We start from the raw sequence: 15,526 nt of genomic DNA, 5'->3' as shown, positions 1-15,526 counted from the left end.
CCTAACTAGAATGATTCTGGCGAAAAAATCAAAACAGACTGGCTACGCCATCACCAACCTTGAATAAACACTTGATTCTACACTGACCGTATTCATTCCGAGAGCGTGGGAACTTTCTGACTAACTTCAAGTCTATTCGTAGACACTTTTCTCCAGAAAATAGACCTCGTTGTTGTCAAAACCCAACGCTTTTGACCCGTAAACCCTTATTTTTGGCCTCCAAGTGCCAGACAAATGGTTACAGGGGTCGCAAAAGCTTGTAAATGGCTTAAGATTCAAATCAACACACAGGAATCCCCCGTGTGTAAAAGTTTTTTTATTTAAGAGCTCTTGGCGTTGTTATACTGACCCCCGTTTCCTGAATTTGCGGCGGGGATTCGCTGCGAGTCATTTATCAGCTTTAAGCTCAACGAGGAGAAACATGAACAAACCCTCCAAATTCGCTCTGGCACTCGCTGTAGCTGCCCTGACGGCAACGGGTGCGGCTTCCGCTCAGACCAACGATAACTGGCGTAGCAACTTTGGCGATGTCTGGCACAGTAATTATGGTCTGTGCTGGCAAGACAACTTCTGGACGCCTGCAACTGCAGATCCTTCATGCGTCAAGAAAGCCGACGTTGTTTCCAACAAAGTCGTCTTTAACGCAGACACCTTCTTTGACTTCGATAAGTACAATCTGAAGCCTGAAGGCCGTCAGCTGTTGGATCAAGTTGCTGAGCAAGCCAAGAAAATTGACCTTGAAACCATCATCGCTGTTGGTTACACCGACTCCATCGGTACCGTTCAGTACAACCTCGGCTTGTCCGAGCGTCGTGCGAACGCTGTGAAAGCCTACTTGGTTTCACAAGGCATTCCTGCTAACCGTATCTACACGGAAGGTAAAGGTAAAGCTGATCCGATCGCAACAAACTCAACTGCAGCCGGTCGCGCTAAAAACCGTCGCGTTGAAATTGAAGTGGTTGGTACACGCAAAAACTAATTCTAGTTTTTTGCCACAAAAGAACCTCCCTCACGGGAGGTTTTTTTGTGCGCCAAAGCTGTGATTACGGCACTGGATACCACTTTGAATCGACCTGCTTGTGTTCACTGGGGTATAGTTTCCATGCAAGCACGACTGCATCATTAGCAGAAGTTTAATTTTCTCTGCGACCTGGAATTACGGAATATTGCAATGAACCCGACAGAAGTTACGTCTACAGCCTCACCACAGAACGTCAATCAGGCTGAAATCGACAAATTTAGCGAACAGGCCTCACATTGGTGGGATCCCAATGGTGCGCTCAAGTCTCTGCATGAAATCAATCCGCTGCGTCTGCAATGGATTAAATCCTGCTTGGAGCAATCAGCCGAACAAACGCATCCAGAATCACATACAGATTCGATTCTCAAGGGATTGCGCTGCATCGATGTCGGTTGTGGTGGTGGTCTTTTATCGGAAGCCATGGCCGCAGAAGGCGCTGACGTCACAGGGATCGACCTGGCACAAAAATCACTGACTGTCGCACGTCTACACAGTCTTGAATCAGGCGTGCCAGTGAAGTATCAAAATATTTCAGCCGAAGACATGGCGCTGCAACATCCTGGCCACTACGATGTTGTCACCTGCATGGAAATGCTGGAACACGTCCCAGACCCTGCTTCCGTTGTCCGTGCCTGTGCCACGATGGTCAAACCAGGCGGTTGGGTATTTTTTTCAACACTAAACCGCAATCCAAAGTCTTTTCTGTTTGCGATTGTTGGCGCTGAATATCTGCTCAATATCGTGCCACGCGGGACTCATCAATGGGAATCATTTATCAAGCCCAGTGAACTAGCCAGTGCTGTTCGAGACAGCGGTCTAGAACTCAAACAAATGACGGGACTGACCTATAACCCCATGACCAAAGTCTATCGGCTTGAGTCCGATACCAGTGTGAATTACATGATCGGGACGCGCAGACCAAATTAAAGTTGCGAACAGGTTGCAAAATCAAGTTATACTAATATTTCCTTTAGTCACTTTATTAGGAACCTGTTCCTCCACCATGAAATCCAACCTTTTGACATACAAGGGTTATCACGGCTCTATAGAACCTTCGTTGCGTGACAAACAACTCAAAGGTCATGTTCTTTTTATTCAGGAAGAAGTGCGTTATCAGGCACGTACATTAGACGATATTCGTCGCAACTTTGAGCGTGCGATTGATGATTATTTAACACGATGCCTGGCCACAGGTCGAACACCGGAAAGACCATTTCGCGGTCAATTCAATGTTCGGGTCACACCTGATTTGCACAAATTAGCCGCATTACGCGCTGAACAGGATCAAACATCGCTCAATAGCGTGGTTGTGAATGCGTTGCGTGCTTATTTACTGGGTGACCAGAGCCAACCCTCTGACACACCGCTAGACATGGCTGCTTAATCCACAAAGCACATCCTAGACCGTCCGCTATTCACCCGATCACAATGCATCTCGAGATTTTTAAGTTTTTTGAAATTTCTGAAACTATTTGTATCAACGAACAGCGGACAGTCTATCCAGATAAGCAAAACAAATAAAACCAACCCGCTTATCTCAACAGTTATTCCCTAAAACGCTTGAAGCTTCTCTGACGCAGCACGCGCACTCTGTACAATCTCTGCTTATTTCATCAGTCCTCATCAGTTGACTTCAAAAAAGTGAGAGTTGTATGTCTACGCTTATTTTGTTTGACTTTGACGGTACCTTTGCAGATACCGCACCCGACATGGCACAAGCTGCGAACCGGCAACGCGCACTGCGCTCAATGCCCCCTTTGCCTGAAGCCACATTAAGAAACTATGTGTCCATGGGTGCCCGTGGCATGGTCAAAATCTCTCTTGATATAGATCCTGACCATCCTGAGTTTGAGCAAGCCAAGCAAGACTTTCTCACAGATTATGAGAACAACTGTACCGACCAGACCCGTTTATTTGATGGCATTCCTGAGTTGTTGCAAGAGATTCGCCAAGCCAATATGCAATGGGGGATTGTGACCAACAAAGCCACCCGCTACGCACAACCCATTCTGAACTGGTTAAACCTTCCGGACTGTGCCGTTTTGGTTTGCGGAGACACTACGCCACACTCGAAACCCCACCCCCTACCCCTTCTACACGCCGTCGAATTGGCCGGCTATCAACCGAATCAATGTCTCTATGTGGGTGACGATTTACGCGATGTGGAGGCTGCCCATGCTGCTGGCATGCCAGCCGTGGGTGTGACCTATGGTTATGGTAGTGAGCTGGGGCAACCAGCCCACACTTGGAACGCTGATTATCTGGCAGATCATCCAGTTGAAATCTGGACCGCAGTGCAGTCTATCGTCTCCAACCGGATGAACTCTTTATCTTGAATGCGGCAGTAACTGTAAACGAGCAAGACGAGCGGCCACTACGGTTGCCACGGCCGCTTTGAGCATATCACCGGGTACAAACACTAAAACCGCCAAGAACGCTTTCATCAGTTCCATATTGGCCACAAAAGACAGCCAAACTGCACCGATCACGTAAACCAGCACAATACCGCCCAAAACACATGCCACAAAATACCGGGCAAATTGCATAGGTCCTGACAACTGGCGCGCACGGCCGGCAATCAGACCGATTAACCAGGCCCCCGGAATAAACCCAACCAAAAACCCACCGGTTGGGCCTGCTAACACGGCTAAGCCGCCGCGTCCGCCTGGCAAAATCGGCAGACCCAAGAGCGCCAAGCCCACATAAAGCAACAACGCCAACCAAGCCATCCGTGGCCCCAAAATCAAACCAGCCAACATCACACCCAGAGTTTGCAAGGTCACAGGTACTGGCACGATCGGTACAGGAATGGGTGGCACCAGCGCAAATGCAGAGATCATCGCTGCAAAAAGCGCGATATAAACCAATTGCTGTGTGGAAGGAATGGACTGTGCGGAGGAAATCGATTTCTGATTCATAAAAGTCATCTAAGAAAACAAACAATCAAACTAAACAACAAAGCGATTGGTTTGAACAGTAACAGACGGCATTCGGTGCACAACACCGATTACTCACCAAAACTACGGGCATCCAACGTCTGAGAAATCTCTTGTGCACGCTGCAACGTTCTAGCCAGCATCGGAACAAGCAAAGCAATCGGGTGCGACTGTAACCCCCGCGCACTTTGCGCCTGCACGATCTCTTCCCACTGCTGATGCAATACCGGTAAAAATCGCAATGTCAAACCAAACAGCAAAGCCATTTTTGCGGGTTGCACCCAACCTAAGCGGCCTAAAGGCTGTAACAGCCACTCAACGAACGCCATCATCTGGGTCACTGGTGTCGTACGCATCACAATCAACGCCAATAAAACTAAGGCCACCAGTCTTGCCAATGTGATATACGCCGACTCCCACCCTACTGTCCAGACATGGTAGACACCCAACATCAGCAGCATGAGCCCAAACCAAAGCCAGGGACGTGATTGTACGTCTGTTTTTGGAACGGGACCCAATAACAACCAAACAGTTACAGCCAACACCAAAGCCGCACTCGTCAGCCACACCGCTTGGATACCCAATAAAACCGCACTTAACAAGGCCAGCACACTCAGCTTTAAGCCTGCACGGCGGTTTTGTAAAAAAATGGCGACAGCTGTCAAGCCTGAGCCTTGGGTCAAGTTGTGTGAATTAGCCATAATGCTGCTGATACCACGTCAACACATCCGCCGGTGGCCCATCACGCACCACCCCACCATCGGCAATCACGAGTACACGATCGAATGTCTCCAGCATCGGCAAATCATGAGTTAATACGATGGCAGGCTGTGTAATGGTTTGCAGCAAAGCCACAAGGCGGTTCCGATACCTCAAATCCAACTGTGTGGTTGGTTCATCCAAAACCAGCATTGCGGGCTCGACACTCAGCACAGTGGCAAGCGCCACAAGTTGTTTTTGTCCGCCAGACAAGGTGTGAACCACTCGATCAGCCAATTGATCGATTCCGAGTCGCGCCAGCGTCTCGTCAATCCGTGTCTGTCGCAGCGTCTTATCTGGAATATGGGCTTTCAGTCCAAAATCCATGTCTTCACGCACAATTGGAAATACCAGTTGATTGTCCGGATTCTGAAAAAGAAATCCAATTTGTTTGCGAATTTTACGTAAATCAGATTGCACATCGACGCCCTGAAACAAGACGCGACCACGCTGTGGCTTCAACAAACCGTTCAACAATCGTGCAAAGCTGCTCTTACCTGCCCCGTTGGGACCCACAATGCCAATACGAGACTCACTGAGACGTAAACTCACATCTCGCAAAATACATTGTTCGCCACGCTCTAAGCGCACACCTTCGAACTCGACTAACATGTAGACTTATTCTTTTGTAAAAAAAGAACCGAACTTTCTTTTAAATATCTTGTCCATCGTTGCATATGCGAAAAATCCATAAAACCAATGCTCAGTGGCAAACAGAGCTTTCCCCGCAAGCGTACTATGTCACACGACAGCATGGAACCGAGCGGGCGTTTACCGGTGAATACTGGGATCATACCGCCTTAGGCTTCTATCGCTGCGTATGCTGTCAGACCCCACTCTTTGCATCAGATACAAAATTTGATGCGGGCTGTGGCTGGCCAAGCTACTTTGCGCCTATTAATCCAGAGCATGTTCGGGAAGAAGCCGATCACAGTCACGGCATGATTCGCACTGAAATCCTCTGTAACGTCTGTGACGCGCACTTAGGCCACGTCTTTGAAGACGGTCCACCCCCCACTGGTTTACGCTACTGCATCAATTCAGCAGCACTGACGTTTGAGGCCCTACCCGAATGATGAAGTTCCTGTTTGACCTGTTCCCGTTACTGCTATTTTTTATTGCGTATCGTTTTGCCGACATTTACGTCGCAACGGCTGTGGCCGTGGCAGCCGCTGTTTTACAGATTGCGTATCTGTTTCTCTCCAAAAAGAAAATCGAAACCACTCACTGGATTAACTTTGCGGTCATCGTCTTTTTTGGTGGGGCAACACTCTGGTTGCAAAGTGATGCCTTTATCAAATGGAAACCGACAGTCCTTTACTGGATTTTTGGGGGCATCTTGCTCGGCTCGCAATTGTTCTTTAAGCGTAATCTGATGCAGAAGTTTTTAGGTGAGAAAATTCACCTCACCGCACAAGGCTGGCGCGGTTTAAACCTGAGCTGGTCATTGTTCTTTTTATTTGCGGGTGCATTGAACGTTTTTGTCGCGTTCTCTGGCTACTTCAGCGAAGCGACCTGGGTCAACTTTAAGGTCTTTGGTCTGATGGCACTGCTCATCGTCTTTGCCATTGGCCAGTCACTCTGGTTAAGCCGTCACATGCAAACCCCTGAGACAACTACGGATGGAAATCAACATGACCAATCCTCATGAAGCTTTGCTGCGCGAGCGACTCGCTGCGCTCGAGCCTGAATATCTCGAAATTATTGATCAATCACACCTGCATGCCGGGCACGCTGGTGCAGAATCCGGTGCGAGCCACTTTGCAGCACGCATCACTTCTCACCAGTTTGAAGGGCTGTCAACCATCAAGCAACATCGTTTGGTATACGACAAAGTCGCAGACTTAATGCCTCACCCGATCCATGCACTTGTTCTCAAACTCTCTGTCCCAAAAAAAGGAAATACATGAAACGTATTACGATGACTCTCGCAGCCATGACACTAGCTGCACCTGTTTATGCACAAAACTTTGCCGTTGTGAATGGACAACCACTGACCGATAAAAGCCTAGACCAGTTCATTGGACTGCTCGTCAGTCAGGGTGCACCCGACACACCACAGCTTCGTGAACAAATTAAAGACGACATGATTAACCGTCTTGTTCTGGTACAAGCCGCAGAAAAAGCAGGCGTCACTAAGCAAGAATCCGTCCAAACCGAATTGGATCTGGCGCGTCAAAGCATCTTGGTTCGCGCTTTGATGTCTGACTATCTAGATAAACATCCTGTCACACAACAAGATGTTCAGAAAGCTTATGACGAACTCAAAGCTGAACACGGTGACGATCTGGAATACCAAGTCCGTCACATCTTAGTTGAAGAAGAAGAGCAAGCCAACGATCTGCTCAAGCAAATTAAAGACAAAGAAGTGACCTTTGAAGACGCTGCCAAAGAACACTCCAAAGACCCTGGCACAGGTGCCAATGGGGGTGATTTGGGTTGGGCCAAAGCTGCCAACTACGTCGCACCCTTTGCTGAAGCAGTCAAAGCGCTGCCTAAAGGTCAGCTGTCAGAAAAACCTGTTCAGAGTCAGTTTGGCTGGCACATCATCGAAGTGATTGATGAGCGTCCAGTGGCCTTCCCACCACTCGAACAAGTCAGTGCACAACTCGAAGAGTTACTGCGTGAGCAATCTCTGACCAAATATCAGGAAGAATTACGTCAGAATGCCACCATTGAAATGGGTGATGGCAAATCACAAACGCCCGTTTCACTGCATCGCAAATAAGCGAATCTCATAGTTCTTTAGAACAACTATGCAATATCCCGGGCTCTTCAACGTGCCCGGGAGCCACTCCTCCCAAGATCTAAGGTTATGGGACAGCACACAAACGCAGCTCGACCAAATCATGACCGATAAACACGATCTATGCCCGTAATCAATTTATGTAATTCGATGAAGGTTTCTATCTTTTCTAAATCGAACTAATTCTCTGTTCAGCGAATATTGCTTAATTACCGAATATTCAACATGCTTCTATTTCCAGAGAACCAGAAAATAAATCACACCTTGCCCGAATCAGTATCGGCAGAACTTGATAACATCTTTGTACAACCACCGATTGAGCTCTATTACTATCAGGGCAATACAGAGCTTGTCTTTTTACACAAATCCATTGCAGTTATTGGGTCTCGAAAATCATCAGACGATGGTCTAAAACGCACGCGTAAACTGGCTCGTCTACTGACTCAACACGACTTTACAATTTTCTCGGGCTTAGCAGACGGTGTCGACACTGAAGCGCATACAACAGCGATTAAAATGGGCGGCCGAACTGTCGCTGTCATAGGAACTCCACTGACTGAGGTTTACCCAAAATCAAATCGGCTTCTTCAAAAACATATCGCTGATGAGCATCTGGTCATTAGCCAGGTTCCGGTGTTGCGCTACGCAAATCAAAATTATCAATTGAATCGCCTATTTTTCCCCGAAAGAAATGCAACCATGTCCACACTTGCTGATGCCACTGTGATTGTGGAAGCAAGCCAAACATCGGGCACATTGATACAGGCGCGCGCCGCCCTTCACCAAGGACGAAAACTATTTATCTTAGACAGTTGTTTTCAAAATCCAAACATCACGTGGCCCGGACGTTTCGCAAAAAGAGTCCGTCATTTCGAGGATATTTTGCACGAATTCGAAGATGGGAAATAACGCTCCAAGACCCCATAAACCTATCAAAGTTGAAGCCAGAGAGCTGAATCGAGGACATTACCATCGCAAAAATGGTAATGAGCACTTACTTCAAGACGGGGCAAATGGCTCTACAAAGTTGCTATCTAAAAATTGAAAACCTCATGGGCTTTTTATATTGTGATCAATTTTTTAGGAGGACTAGCAATCGTGCTGGGCGCACACACCAGCACCAAGGAAAACGGCCGCTTGCGCGACCGAATCCTCTTTTGCGTCTTGGAGGCTAGCGTCCGTCCGAAGAGGGAACTGCTAAACTATGTAACCCAAGCGCTTACAGGAACATGATAGCACACATGCTTAGACAGTTCAAAATCAACATGGCAGGGAGCCAAGCACGTGTACAGGCTTTGTCGCATGCACGCCTAAGCAATTATCGCAGCTTCTTCGACACTGTAGATGACTCTCAAGCGCTAGGTTTCCATCAATGGAATGACGACTTAAGTGCGGTATTTTTTCGAACCATTTCATTACTCGAAATCACACTACGCAACCAATTTCACCGAGCTCTGAGCTCACGATATGGCATTATCGGTAGGCATGGCTCCAAAGATTGGTATGCGCATGTAGCGTTAAATTCCCATTCAAGGTCGAAAATCACAGATATCACTCACTACCGCCGAGGCAAGCAAATACTGCCACGCGTTCCTGCGCCATCCCCTGATGACGTCGTGTCCAAATTGACGTTCGGTTTCTGGTCTCATCTATTGGAACTACAAACGGATGTTCATCAAGAGCCGGTGAACTGGGGGTCAATTCTTGTTGACGTTCTCCCTGGTCATCGGCAACAGCAAGCGACCTATTGGGCAAAGTCCAAACATCGTGACGCGTTATTTGCACGTCTGGATCTGTGCAACAAACTTCGCAACCGAATCGCACATCATGAACCTATCTGGAAGCTTGGGCCTTTGATGAGCGAAAATCGACCCCGTCACGGAGTCCCACAGCTCGTTCAAGCGCCCGCACCATCTACACCAACCGAAGCGCTACTCCGTCTACGTCTGCTGTATGACCGTGTGATAGAGCTTTTGACTTGGCTATCGCCAGATATCGCTGCACAGCACTCGGTGAGTGAAATGCACTTGCGCTGCTTGTATTTACTGCAAAACAAAGCTATGAACGCTTATCAACAAGCATTGTCGCCCGCTGAAATTGACTTGGCCAACCTTTATAGTTTGCGTACCCTACGTAAAACCTTGCGCTATGCCACTCGGCATCAGCAACCGCTGTTAATTAAGGACGGTCACCGATTGATTGGACATTTAAACTGTGCGGTTGACTGAGCATAAACGCCGATTAATAAGTGTGGTTATTTGACGACACTAAAACTAAGACGTAATTTCATATCGGTGAGCCGATGCAGGATTTAGCCCGAAAATTTCACCACGAATAGGATCAGCGCAGTCATTTTCCCCGCAAAATCAAGTTGTTAAGACACGATTTAGAGAGACTGCGCCGATGCCAAATTGTACCGTAAACAAACTCGACTTTAGTCGTCTTCAAAGACGCGTGATTGAAGCTGATTTTCAGGGAAGCCCCCTGAGTTCTGATGGCGGTGTCATGTTGCTGCGTCAGGTTGATCAGCATATTGGTCTGTCGGCAGCAATTGCAGGCGCACTTCGCGATCATCGGAATCCCACTCGCATTACGCACACCCTCAAGATTTAGTCCTGACTTCCGCACTTTTTGATGCATAGCAACAACATAGTTGTTTTAAAACACTAGGTTACTATTTTTAGGCACTACATTATTTTCTGACCGTGCTATCAGAATGGGAACCATCGGTGAAACAGCGGCGCTATGCGAGACTGGGGCTCAATGAACGACTGAGGTCAAAGGCTCGATAAACACGCGGCGCATCTTGGTTGAAGGCACTGGGCATGCGGTATTTGGCGCCAGTTTTAATGTGTTCCAGAATACTAGTTTGCACACTGAGGAGGGTTGCTCAAAGTTGTTCAACGCTCATCGCCTGTTGTACAAGCGTGACCCGTTGCTGAGCATGGCGTATTAGTGCGAAGGCTAGGTAACACAAACCACAGTTCCATGCTACCCGATAAATTTTGCGGGTTAATGTAGTAGAGATAGCCTCGGAGGAGACCGGCAGCTGTACGGCAGCAGTCTGGTAGGCTTAGGTCTTGAGTTTCAGTTACATCGTAGTACGCGGCTTTCTTTCTGCATCCTTTCTGCAAACTAGAATTGCAGAAACGCACAAGCATTTGATTTGTATAGGATGTTAGCTGACGTTCTTGCTGCATTCATTCTGCAAGCTTCCACAGTGGTCGCCCTCGACTGCCGGTATTGGTAATCCGTCCAGCGCGCCGAAGCTTGGTTAACAGGTTGGCAATTTTCTTTTCTTTCTGCTCCACATCCAGAGCTTCGCTCAAGTCGTAATCCGGCATCGGGAAATAGCGCCGAGCCTGCCCAGTGTACATATCCCGAATACCATAACCCATGGTGTCGATCATGTTTAGCTCGGCCATCGCCTGCGTCAGAAACGGATTGCGGTAGCGCCGAGGAATCTTGGTGCCTTCGATATATTCGTCCGGCTGACCGTCGAAGAATGCCCCTTCGTTGGCAAAGACAAGTCGATCCGGCTGCTCTGTGACCACTACACGGCCATTGCGGCTGTAATCTTGGTGGGCAATGCAATTATGCAAGGCTTCAAGAACAATCTTTTGATCATATTTTGGCACTTCAATTGGCAACAGCTCATCCTGAGGCAAGATGCGTAGCTGAATGTTGCGGATACGCTGATAAAGCTGGGTCGTGTTAAGCAGAAAAGGCAAACCAAAGTGCTCATAGGCACGTTCAGGGCCTTCCAAGCTCCAGGTTAATTGTGCCGGATGTGGTAAAAGCCGCCAGGCCGCTTCAGCTTTGCCGAGCAGAAGCAAAGTGGTACGGGTGATCTGTCCGCCCTGAGTAAGGCGAGCGCGATCGAGAAACGATGTCAGTGGCCAGCTCATGACCTTTCCAGGCAATAGGAATGCCGCGTGGCGCTGCCGGAATCTCGAGCAGTACCACACGACCCTGCTCGTCATTCAGAACATGAATATCGCGGAAAGTGATGCTGGGTTCAGTGTCTTGAGCAATCTGGCTTTTTAGGCCTTGTCGGAGTCTTTGGTCGGCTGCTTGAACTCCACCACCTCATTCTCCCAAGTGGCAATCAGACGCTCTAATACGGTTTTAAGCTCCAAAGAATCCATATATGTCCTTAAATACCCTTCACTTCAGTGCCCTGCGACAGTAGTTTAAAGATCTGTTCTACGTTGATCTTGACGGCGCTATCCTTGTACCCTGCATCGCAGAATACTACGCACAGTGGATTGCAGGTGGCGATTTTTTTGACGAAGGCATCATTCACGCCACCATGTTAATCGAAGCAGGTAGCCAGCGCGTTGCTGTCCACGAAGAACACTTCCTTGTTCTGAATAGTTTTCTTCTCGATGGGCAGGGCGAGGTCAACGCCACAGTCCAGCATTACCTAGAACAGCAGTTCTTCAGGCGTGGTGTCGGGTTTGATGTTATGCACGAACAGGTCGAAGTTGGCTTTGTCTAGAGCGTCGGGCACGTAATAAACATCAGCCATGTTAGTAGAATCTATTTTCAACGATCGGAAGCTGATATCAATTTCTGAAAAACTGTGTTCTTTCTTTATTTTTTGTCCTGCGAACTTAATTCTTTCGCAGGCGAGTTCTGCGATGTTTGAGTAACCAGCCATCTCTGCCATACTTGCTATCTCGCATACCTCGGACAACTGACTTCGTGTCGTTTCAGTCATGGAATTTAAGGCTATCACAGTGTAAGCTGTAGTTGTCGATCCGGGAAAAAATCCATTACGATGTCGTCAGGATCTGCAAACCAGCACACAAAATCCTTTATCATCTCCACCGGTTTGGAGTTGTCGATGGGGATTTGATTTTGGGCTAAAAACATCGGGAACCACTTCGATTTGTGTCTAGGGAATCTCAATCACTTTCGCGATTCAGCAAAGCTTTAAGTGCATCTTCATCCAGAATGCTAACTCCGAGTGTCTGCGCTTGTTCAAGCTTGCGCCCTGCTTCTTCACCAGCCACCACGTAAGCTGTTTTCTTTGAAACAGAACCCGAAACCTTACCCCCTGCCGCTAAAATCGCTTGCGTCGCCTCCTCACGCGTCCAAGACGGCAATGTACCGGTCAGAACAAACGTCAAACCTTGTAGCGCAACTGAAACCGGTTGCTGTTCGGATGCTTTAGGCCGAACATTGCGCGACAACAGTGTCTCGACCACTTCCCGGTTATGCGGCTCTTCAAAAAACCGAACAATTGACGCAGCCACAACGGGCCCAACGTCGGGCACTGCCAGCAAGGTTGCTTCATCCGCTTGCATGAGCGCTTCAATCGACCCGAAGGTACGTGCCAGTTCTGTGGCAGTCGTTTCGCCCACATGACGAATACCCAAAGCAAAAATCAAGCGTCCCAATGCAGGCTCACGGGCACCCTCAATCGCTTTTAATAAGTTCTCAGCTGACTTTTGACCCATGCGCTCTAAACGCACAATGTCTTCAAGCTTTAAGGTGTACAAGTCCGCAATATTTTTGATCAATCCTTGCTCAACCAGCTGATCAATCAATTTTTCACCGAGACCATCGATATCCAAGGCTTTACGGCTCACCGCATGGATGAGGCTTTGTTTACGTTGCGCAGGACAAAACAGCCCACCGGTACAACGGGCAACCGCCTCTCCTTCAGGTCGCTCAATCGCACTGTCGCAGACTGGGCAGGTGGATGGCATCACAAACGAACGCGCATCGTCTGGGCGTTTTGACAGCACAGGACCCACCACTTCGGGGATGACATCGCCTGCACGTCTGACCGTTACCCAATCGCCAATTCGAACATCTTTACGTGCAATCTCATCTTCATTATGCAAAGTGGCATTGGTTACAGTCACCCCCCCCACAAAGACGGGTTCTAACCGCGCCACAGGGGTGACAGCCCCCGTGCGTCCAACTTGCAGCTGTATGTCCAACAAACGGGTCATTGCTTCTTCAGCCGCAAATTTATGAGCCAGTGCAAAACGCGGTGCTCGCGAGACGTATCCGAGCACATGCTGTGCCCGCAATGCATTCACTTTGTAAACCACGCCATCAATGTCGTAGTCCAACTTAGGACGTTCCTCAGTCACTTGCGCATAGTAATCAAGCAAGCCTTGCGCCCCTATAACCTGTCGGTTCTGCGTCAAGTTAACGGGCAATCCAAGATCAGCCAACCACTGCAACACCGCACCTTGCGTTTCAGGCAAAGTGTCTGTCACCTCACCCCAGCCATACGCAAAAAACCGCAAAGGCCTTTGCGCTGTAATACGCGCATCAAGCTGACGCAGACTACCCGCAGCCGCATTTCTCGGATTCACAAAGACGCGTTGTCCACGCGCGGTTTGCGCTTGGTTCAGCGCCTCAAAATCTGAATGATGAATAAAGACTTCGCCTCGCACATCCAACACGCCCGGCACATGTTGCTTCAATCGCTGTGGAATGACCGTAATGGTTTTGACATTGGCGGTGACATCTTCACCGGTCTGACCATCACCCCGAGTGGCTGCCTGCACTAAAACCGAATCGACATAACGCAGGTTCACCGCCAATCCGTCTAGCTTGAGTTCACAAAAGTACTCAACGTCCTGATCTGGCTGTAACAGTCCCGATTGTCGTAGCGTTTGCGACACACGTTGATCAAAGGCCTGCACTTGCTCGAGTTCAAAGGCATTCCCGAGCGACAGCATGGGCACCCCATGCGTCACCGATGAGAAGGTCTGGGCAGGTGCCGCGCCCACGATTTGAGTGGGCGAATCTGCTGTCACCAGCTCCGGATGCTCAGACTCTAGTGTCTGAAGCTCCAGCATCAAAGCGTCGTATTCTGCATCAGAGATCGTGGGATCATCTTGCACGTAATAAGCGTTGTTATGCTGGATGATCTGGGCACGCAATGCGTGCAGGCGGTTTTCTATCTCTGATTTATTCATTCGATCGGACTTCTACTTCAAACTTAACGACAATCTTTCTTACGCAAAAACGCGGCGTGCACGCTCACTACCGGCTTGCAGACCCACAATCTCAAGGTCTTGATACAGCTTGATCAAATGGGCATCAATCGCTTTTTCAGCCCCAGGCACCAGCGGCTGATCCTGATCATCAACCACAACGGCTTGTAAGCGCTGAGCCAGTTCAACCGCAATATCCGTCATATGAGAAAACGGTTTGTCTTTTGCGTGACTACGGGGTACATCCAGCAGTAGACTTAAGCGATCCAACGGTCTGTTTGCATCAAATGGCTGACCGTCTGTGCGGGTCAGCACAAAATTCTCAATACCATCTTCATCAATCCAGGCCAAACCGGACGCTGTTGCCATAAAACCCATAGACTCCGCCTGCGAATACACCTGTTCGGGCGATGCAGAACGCTCCAACACCAAATTTAGACTGACTTGCATATCCAGTTGCGCACAAGTGGCGTCCAAACCAGCCGCCTTGGCGACAACCTCATCTGGATCAGGACCCAAGACGCGCGCCTCAAGCGTTTCGCCCAAATCCGAAGCCAAGCCCCAGACTTTAGACCAATCTTCTGGTCCCAGCGGACCTGCTCGGTCTGCTAGTAAAACGGCTAATTGCAAGCTGATGTACTGAGTCTTAGGGGCGATCGTCATTCTTAAACCACCATCTTCTGTCTGCACAAAAAACCGTACTGGCTTGGTTGCAATTTCCGGAATCTCTCGCAGGACTGCCAACAAACGCTCCCCGGACAAAGGCGTAATAAACTCCAACAAAATGACGGATTCAACGAGTGGATCAGGCTCCACTACAGGTGCACCAGCCTCCAAAGGCTCAGATGCTTCACCACTCACGGGTTCTTCAGGCGCATCCAGATCATCTTTTTGCAGACCAAGTCTAGACAAACCTGGCTCACGCCGACTCAGATCCTCGGTTGAGCCTTCACTCAACAAAGGATCCTCATCGACGGCTGGCAAGTGTTTTTCCATGCTTTTGCGCATGCGTCGATCCTGCCAACCGTTATATAAGACAACCCCGAGAATGACGATGATGCCCAGAACAATCAGACTAATTTGTAACTCACTCATATGT

18 protein-coding genes are annotated in these 15,526 nt (G+C 48.8%); 11 read left to right on the top strand and 7 right to left on the bottom strand.

The features are described from left to right. Window positions 1-421: 421 nt before the first annotated feature. The 4 genes from ompA (at window position 422) to ACOI06_RS11195 (ending at window position 3,357) form a co-directional block, all read left to right on the top strand. Window positions 422-979 (top strand): outer membrane protein OmpA, encoded by a 558-nt coding sequence (ompA, locus tag ACOI06_RS11210; protein WP_420662677.1) that lies wholly within the window; start codon window positions 422-424, stop codon window positions 977-979. A gap of 192 nt (window positions 980-1,171) precedes the next feature. After that, window positions 1,172-1,948 (top strand): bifunctional 2-polyprenyl-6-hydroxyphenol methylase/3-demethylubiquinol 3-O-methyltransferase UbiG, encoded by a 777-nt coding sequence (ubiG, locus tag ACOI06_RS11205; protein ID WP_420662676.1) that lies wholly within the window; start codon window positions 1,172-1,174, stop codon window positions 1,946-1,948. A 76-nt stretch (window positions 1,949-2,024) separates the two neighbouring features. Beyond that, window positions 2,025-2,405, top strand: coding sequence for a type II toxin-antitoxin system HicB family antitoxin (locus ACOI06_RS11200; protein WP_420662675.1), 381 nt, complete (start codon window positions 2,025-2,027; stop codon window positions 2,403-2,405). A 268-nt stretch (window positions 2,406-2,673) separates the two neighbouring features. Beyond that, a complete protein-coding gene (locus ACOI06_RS11195; RefSeq protein WP_420662674.1) occupies window positions 2,674-3,357 on the top strand; it encodes an HAD family hydrolase in 684 nt (227 codons plus the stop codon). Here ACOI06_RS11195 and ACOI06_RS11190 read toward each other — a convergent pair. The 3 genes from ACOI06_RS11190 to ACOI06_RS11180 form a co-directional block, all read right to left on the bottom strand. Continuing rightward, window positions 3,349-3,939 (bottom strand): biotin transporter BioY, encoded by a 591-nt coding sequence (locus ACOI06_RS11190; protein ID WP_420662673.1) that lies wholly within the window; start codon window positions 3,937-3,939, stop codon window positions 3,349-3,351. The two genes, ACOI06_RS11195 and ACOI06_RS11190, sit on opposite strands and share 9 nt — an antisense overlap. Before the next feature lie 89 nt (window positions 3,940-4,028). After that, window positions 4,029-4,658, bottom strand: coding sequence for an energy-coupling factor transporter transmembrane component T (locus tag ACOI06_RS11185; RefSeq protein ID WP_420662672.1), 630 nt, complete (start codon window positions 4,656-4,658; stop codon window positions 4,029-4,031). Beyond that, window positions 4,651-5,328 carry an energy-coupling factor ABC transporter ATP-binding protein gene (locus ACOI06_RS11180; protein ID WP_420662671.1) on the bottom strand — a complete coding sequence of 226 codons (678 nt, stop codon included), beginning with the start codon at window positions 5,326-5,328 and terminating at the stop codon, window positions 4,651-4,653. The genes ACOI06_RS11185 and ACOI06_RS11180 overlap by 8 nt, the downstream gene beginning before the upstream one ends. A 65-nt stretch (window positions 5,329-5,393) precedes the next feature. Between ACOI06_RS11180 and msrB the strand changes: the two genes are divergently transcribed. The 7 genes from msrB to ACOI06_RS11145 all read left to right on the top strand — a co-directional run bounded on the left by msrB (window position 5,394) and on the right by ACOI06_RS11145 (window position 10,075). After that, complete coding sequence (gene msrB, locus ACOI06_RS11175) at window positions 5,394-5,792, top strand: peptide-methionine (R)-S-oxide reductase MsrB (RefSeq protein WP_420662670.1); 399 nt, start codon at window positions 5,394-5,396, stop codon at window positions 5,790-5,792. Next, complete coding sequence (locus tag ACOI06_RS11170) at window positions 5,789-6,367, top strand: septation protein A (RefSeq protein WP_420662669.1); 579 nt, start codon at window positions 5,789-5,791, stop codon at window positions 6,365-6,367. Before msrB ends, ACOI06_RS11170 begins: the two co-directional genes overlap by 4 nt. Next, on the top strand, window positions 6,351-6,626 hold the full coding sequence (locus ACOI06_RS11165; RefSeq protein WP_420662668.1) for a BolA family protein: 276 nt from the start codon (window positions 6,351-6,353) through the stop codon (window positions 6,624-6,626). The genes ACOI06_RS11170 and ACOI06_RS11165 overlap by 17 nt, the downstream gene beginning before the upstream one ends. Next, window positions 6,623-7,444 (top strand): peptidylprolyl isomerase, encoded by an 822-nt coding sequence (locus tag ACOI06_RS11160; RefSeq protein ID WP_420662667.1) that lies wholly within the window; start codon window positions 6,623-6,625, stop codon window positions 7,442-7,444. The genes ACOI06_RS11165 and ACOI06_RS11160 overlap by 4 nt, the downstream gene beginning before the upstream one ends. Before the next feature lie 243 nt (window positions 7,445-7,687). Beyond that, window positions 7,688-8,371, top strand: coding sequence for a DNA-processing protein DprA (locus ACOI06_RS11155; RefSeq protein ID WP_420662666.1), 684 nt, complete (start codon window positions 7,688-7,690; stop codon window positions 8,369-8,371). A 332-nt stretch (window positions 8,372-8,703) separates the two neighbouring features. Further along, window positions 8,704-9,690, top strand: coding sequence for an Abi family protein (locus tag ACOI06_RS11150; RefSeq protein WP_420662665.1), 987 nt, complete (start codon window positions 8,704-8,706; stop codon window positions 9,688-9,690). Between the two features lie 175 nt (window positions 9,691-9,865). Continuing rightward, the gene (locus ACOI06_RS11145) at window positions 9,866-10,075 is read left to right on the top strand and encodes a transposase (protein ID WP_420662664.1); all 210 of its coding nucleotides are present in this window, start codon (window positions 9,866-9,868) and stop codon (window positions 10,073-10,075) included. A 587-nt stretch (window positions 10,076-10,662) separates the two neighbouring features. Here ACOI06_RS11145 and ACOI06_RS11140 read toward each other — a convergent pair. From ACOI06_RS11140 to ACOI06_RS11125, 4 genes are all read right to left on the bottom strand, one after another. Continuing rightward, complete coding sequence (locus ACOI06_RS11140; protein WP_420662663.1) at window positions 10,663-11,370, bottom strand: ATP-binding protein; 708 nt, start codon at window positions 11,368-11,370, stop codon at window positions 10,663-10,665. A 518-nt stretch (window positions 11,371-11,888) separates the two neighbouring features. Then, the gene (locus tag ACOI06_RS11135; RefSeq protein ID WP_420662661.1) at window positions 11,889-12,185 is read right to left on the bottom strand and encodes a hypothetical protein; all 297 of its coding nucleotides are present in this window, start codon (window positions 12,183-12,185) and stop codon (window positions 11,889-11,891) included. A 187-nt stretch (window positions 12,186-12,372) separates the two neighbouring features. Then, window positions 12,373-14,409 carry an NAD-dependent DNA ligase LigA gene (gene ligA / locus ACOI06_RS11130; RefSeq protein ID WP_420662660.1) on the bottom strand — a complete coding sequence of 679 codons (2,037 nt, stop codon included), beginning with the start codon at window positions 14,407-14,409 and terminating at the stop codon, window positions 12,373-12,375. A gap of 39 nt (window positions 14,410-14,448) precedes the next feature. Continuing rightward, window positions 14,449-15,522 (bottom strand): cell division protein ZipA C-terminal FtsZ-binding domain-containing protein, encoded by a 1,074-nt coding sequence (locus ACOI06_RS11125; RefSeq protein WP_420662659.1) that lies wholly within the window; start codon window positions 15,520-15,522, stop codon window positions 14,449-14,451. Window positions 15,523-15,526 lie beyond the last annotated feature (4 nt).

This window comes from Orrella sp. 11846, from assembly GCF_048820935.1.
Classification (GTDB): Bacteria; Pseudomonadota; Gammaproteobacteria; order Burkholderiales; family Burkholderiaceae_B; genus Algicoccus.
Note: the sequence above shows the minus strand (reverse complement) of the source record. Positions and strands in the feature narration are given on the sequence as shown.

Bases quoted from the DNA above. Each gene is read 5' to 3' on its own strand.
- ompA (WP_420662677.1), top strand. From the start codon at position 422: ATGAACAAACCCTCCAAATTCGCTCTGGCACTCGCTGTAGCTGCCCTG.
- ubiG (WP_420662676.1), top strand. From the start codon at position 1,172: ATGAACCCGACAGAAGTTACGTCTACAGCCTCACCACAGAACGTCAAT.
- ACOI06_RS11200 (WP_420662675.1), top strand. From the start codon at position 2,025: ATGAAATCCAACCTTTTGACATACAAGGGTTATCACGGCTCTATAGAA.
- ACOI06_RS11195 (WP_420662674.1), top strand. From the start codon at position 2,674: ATGTCTACGCTTATTTTGTTTGACTTTGACGGTACCTTTGCAGATACC.
- ACOI06_RS11190 (WP_420662673.1), bottom strand. From the start codon at position 3,939: ATGAATCAGAAATCGATTTCCTCCGCACAGTCCATTCCTTCCACACAG.
- ACOI06_RS11185 (WP_420662672.1), bottom strand. From the start codon at position 4,658: ATGGCTAATTCACACAACTTGACCCAAGGCTCAGGCTTGACAGCTGTC.
- ACOI06_RS11180 (WP_420662671.1), bottom strand. From the start codon at position 5,328: ATGTTAGTCGAGTTCGAAGGTGTGCGCTTAGAGCGTGGCGAACAATGT.
- msrB (WP_420662670.1), top strand. From the start codon at position 5,394: ATGCGAAAAATCCATAAAACCAATGCTCAGTGGCAAACAGAGCTTTCC.
- ACOI06_RS11170 (WP_420662669.1), top strand. From the start codon at position 5,789: ATGATGAAGTTCCTGTTTGACCTGTTCCCGTTACTGCTATTTTTTATT.
- ACOI06_RS11165 (WP_420662668.1), top strand. From the start codon at position 6,351: ATGACCAATCCTCATGAAGCTTTGCTGCGCGAGCGACTCGCTGCGCTC.
- ACOI06_RS11160 (WP_420662667.1), top strand. From the start codon at position 6,623: ATGAAACGTATTACGATGACTCTCGCAGCCATGACACTAGCTGCACCT.
- ACOI06_RS11155 (WP_420662666.1), top strand. From the start codon at position 7,688: ATGCTTCTATTTCCAGAGAACCAGAAAATAAATCACACCTTGCCCGAA.
- ACOI06_RS11150 (WP_420662665.1), top strand. From the start codon at position 8,704: ATGCTTAGACAGTTCAAAATCAACATGGCAGGGAGCCAAGCACGTGTA.
- ACOI06_RS11145 (WP_420662664.1), top strand. From the start codon at position 9,866: ATGCCAAATTGTACCGTAAACAAACTCGACTTTAGTCGTCTTCAAAGA.
- ACOI06_RS11140 (WP_420662663.1), bottom strand. From the start codon at position 11,370: ATGAGCTGGCCACTGACATCGTTTCTCGATCGCGCTCGCCTTACTCAG.
- ACOI06_RS11135 (WP_420662661.1), bottom strand. From the start codon at position 12,185: ATGACTGAAACGACACGAAGTCAGTTGTCCGAGGTATGCGAGATAGCA.
- ligA (WP_420662660.1), bottom strand. From the start codon at position 14,409: ATGAATAAATCAGAGATAGAAAACCGCCTGCACGCATTGCGTGCCCAG.
- ACOI06_RS11125 (WP_420662659.1), bottom strand. From the start codon at position 15,522: ATGAGTGAGTTACAAATTAGTCTGATTGTTCTGGGCATCATCGTCATT.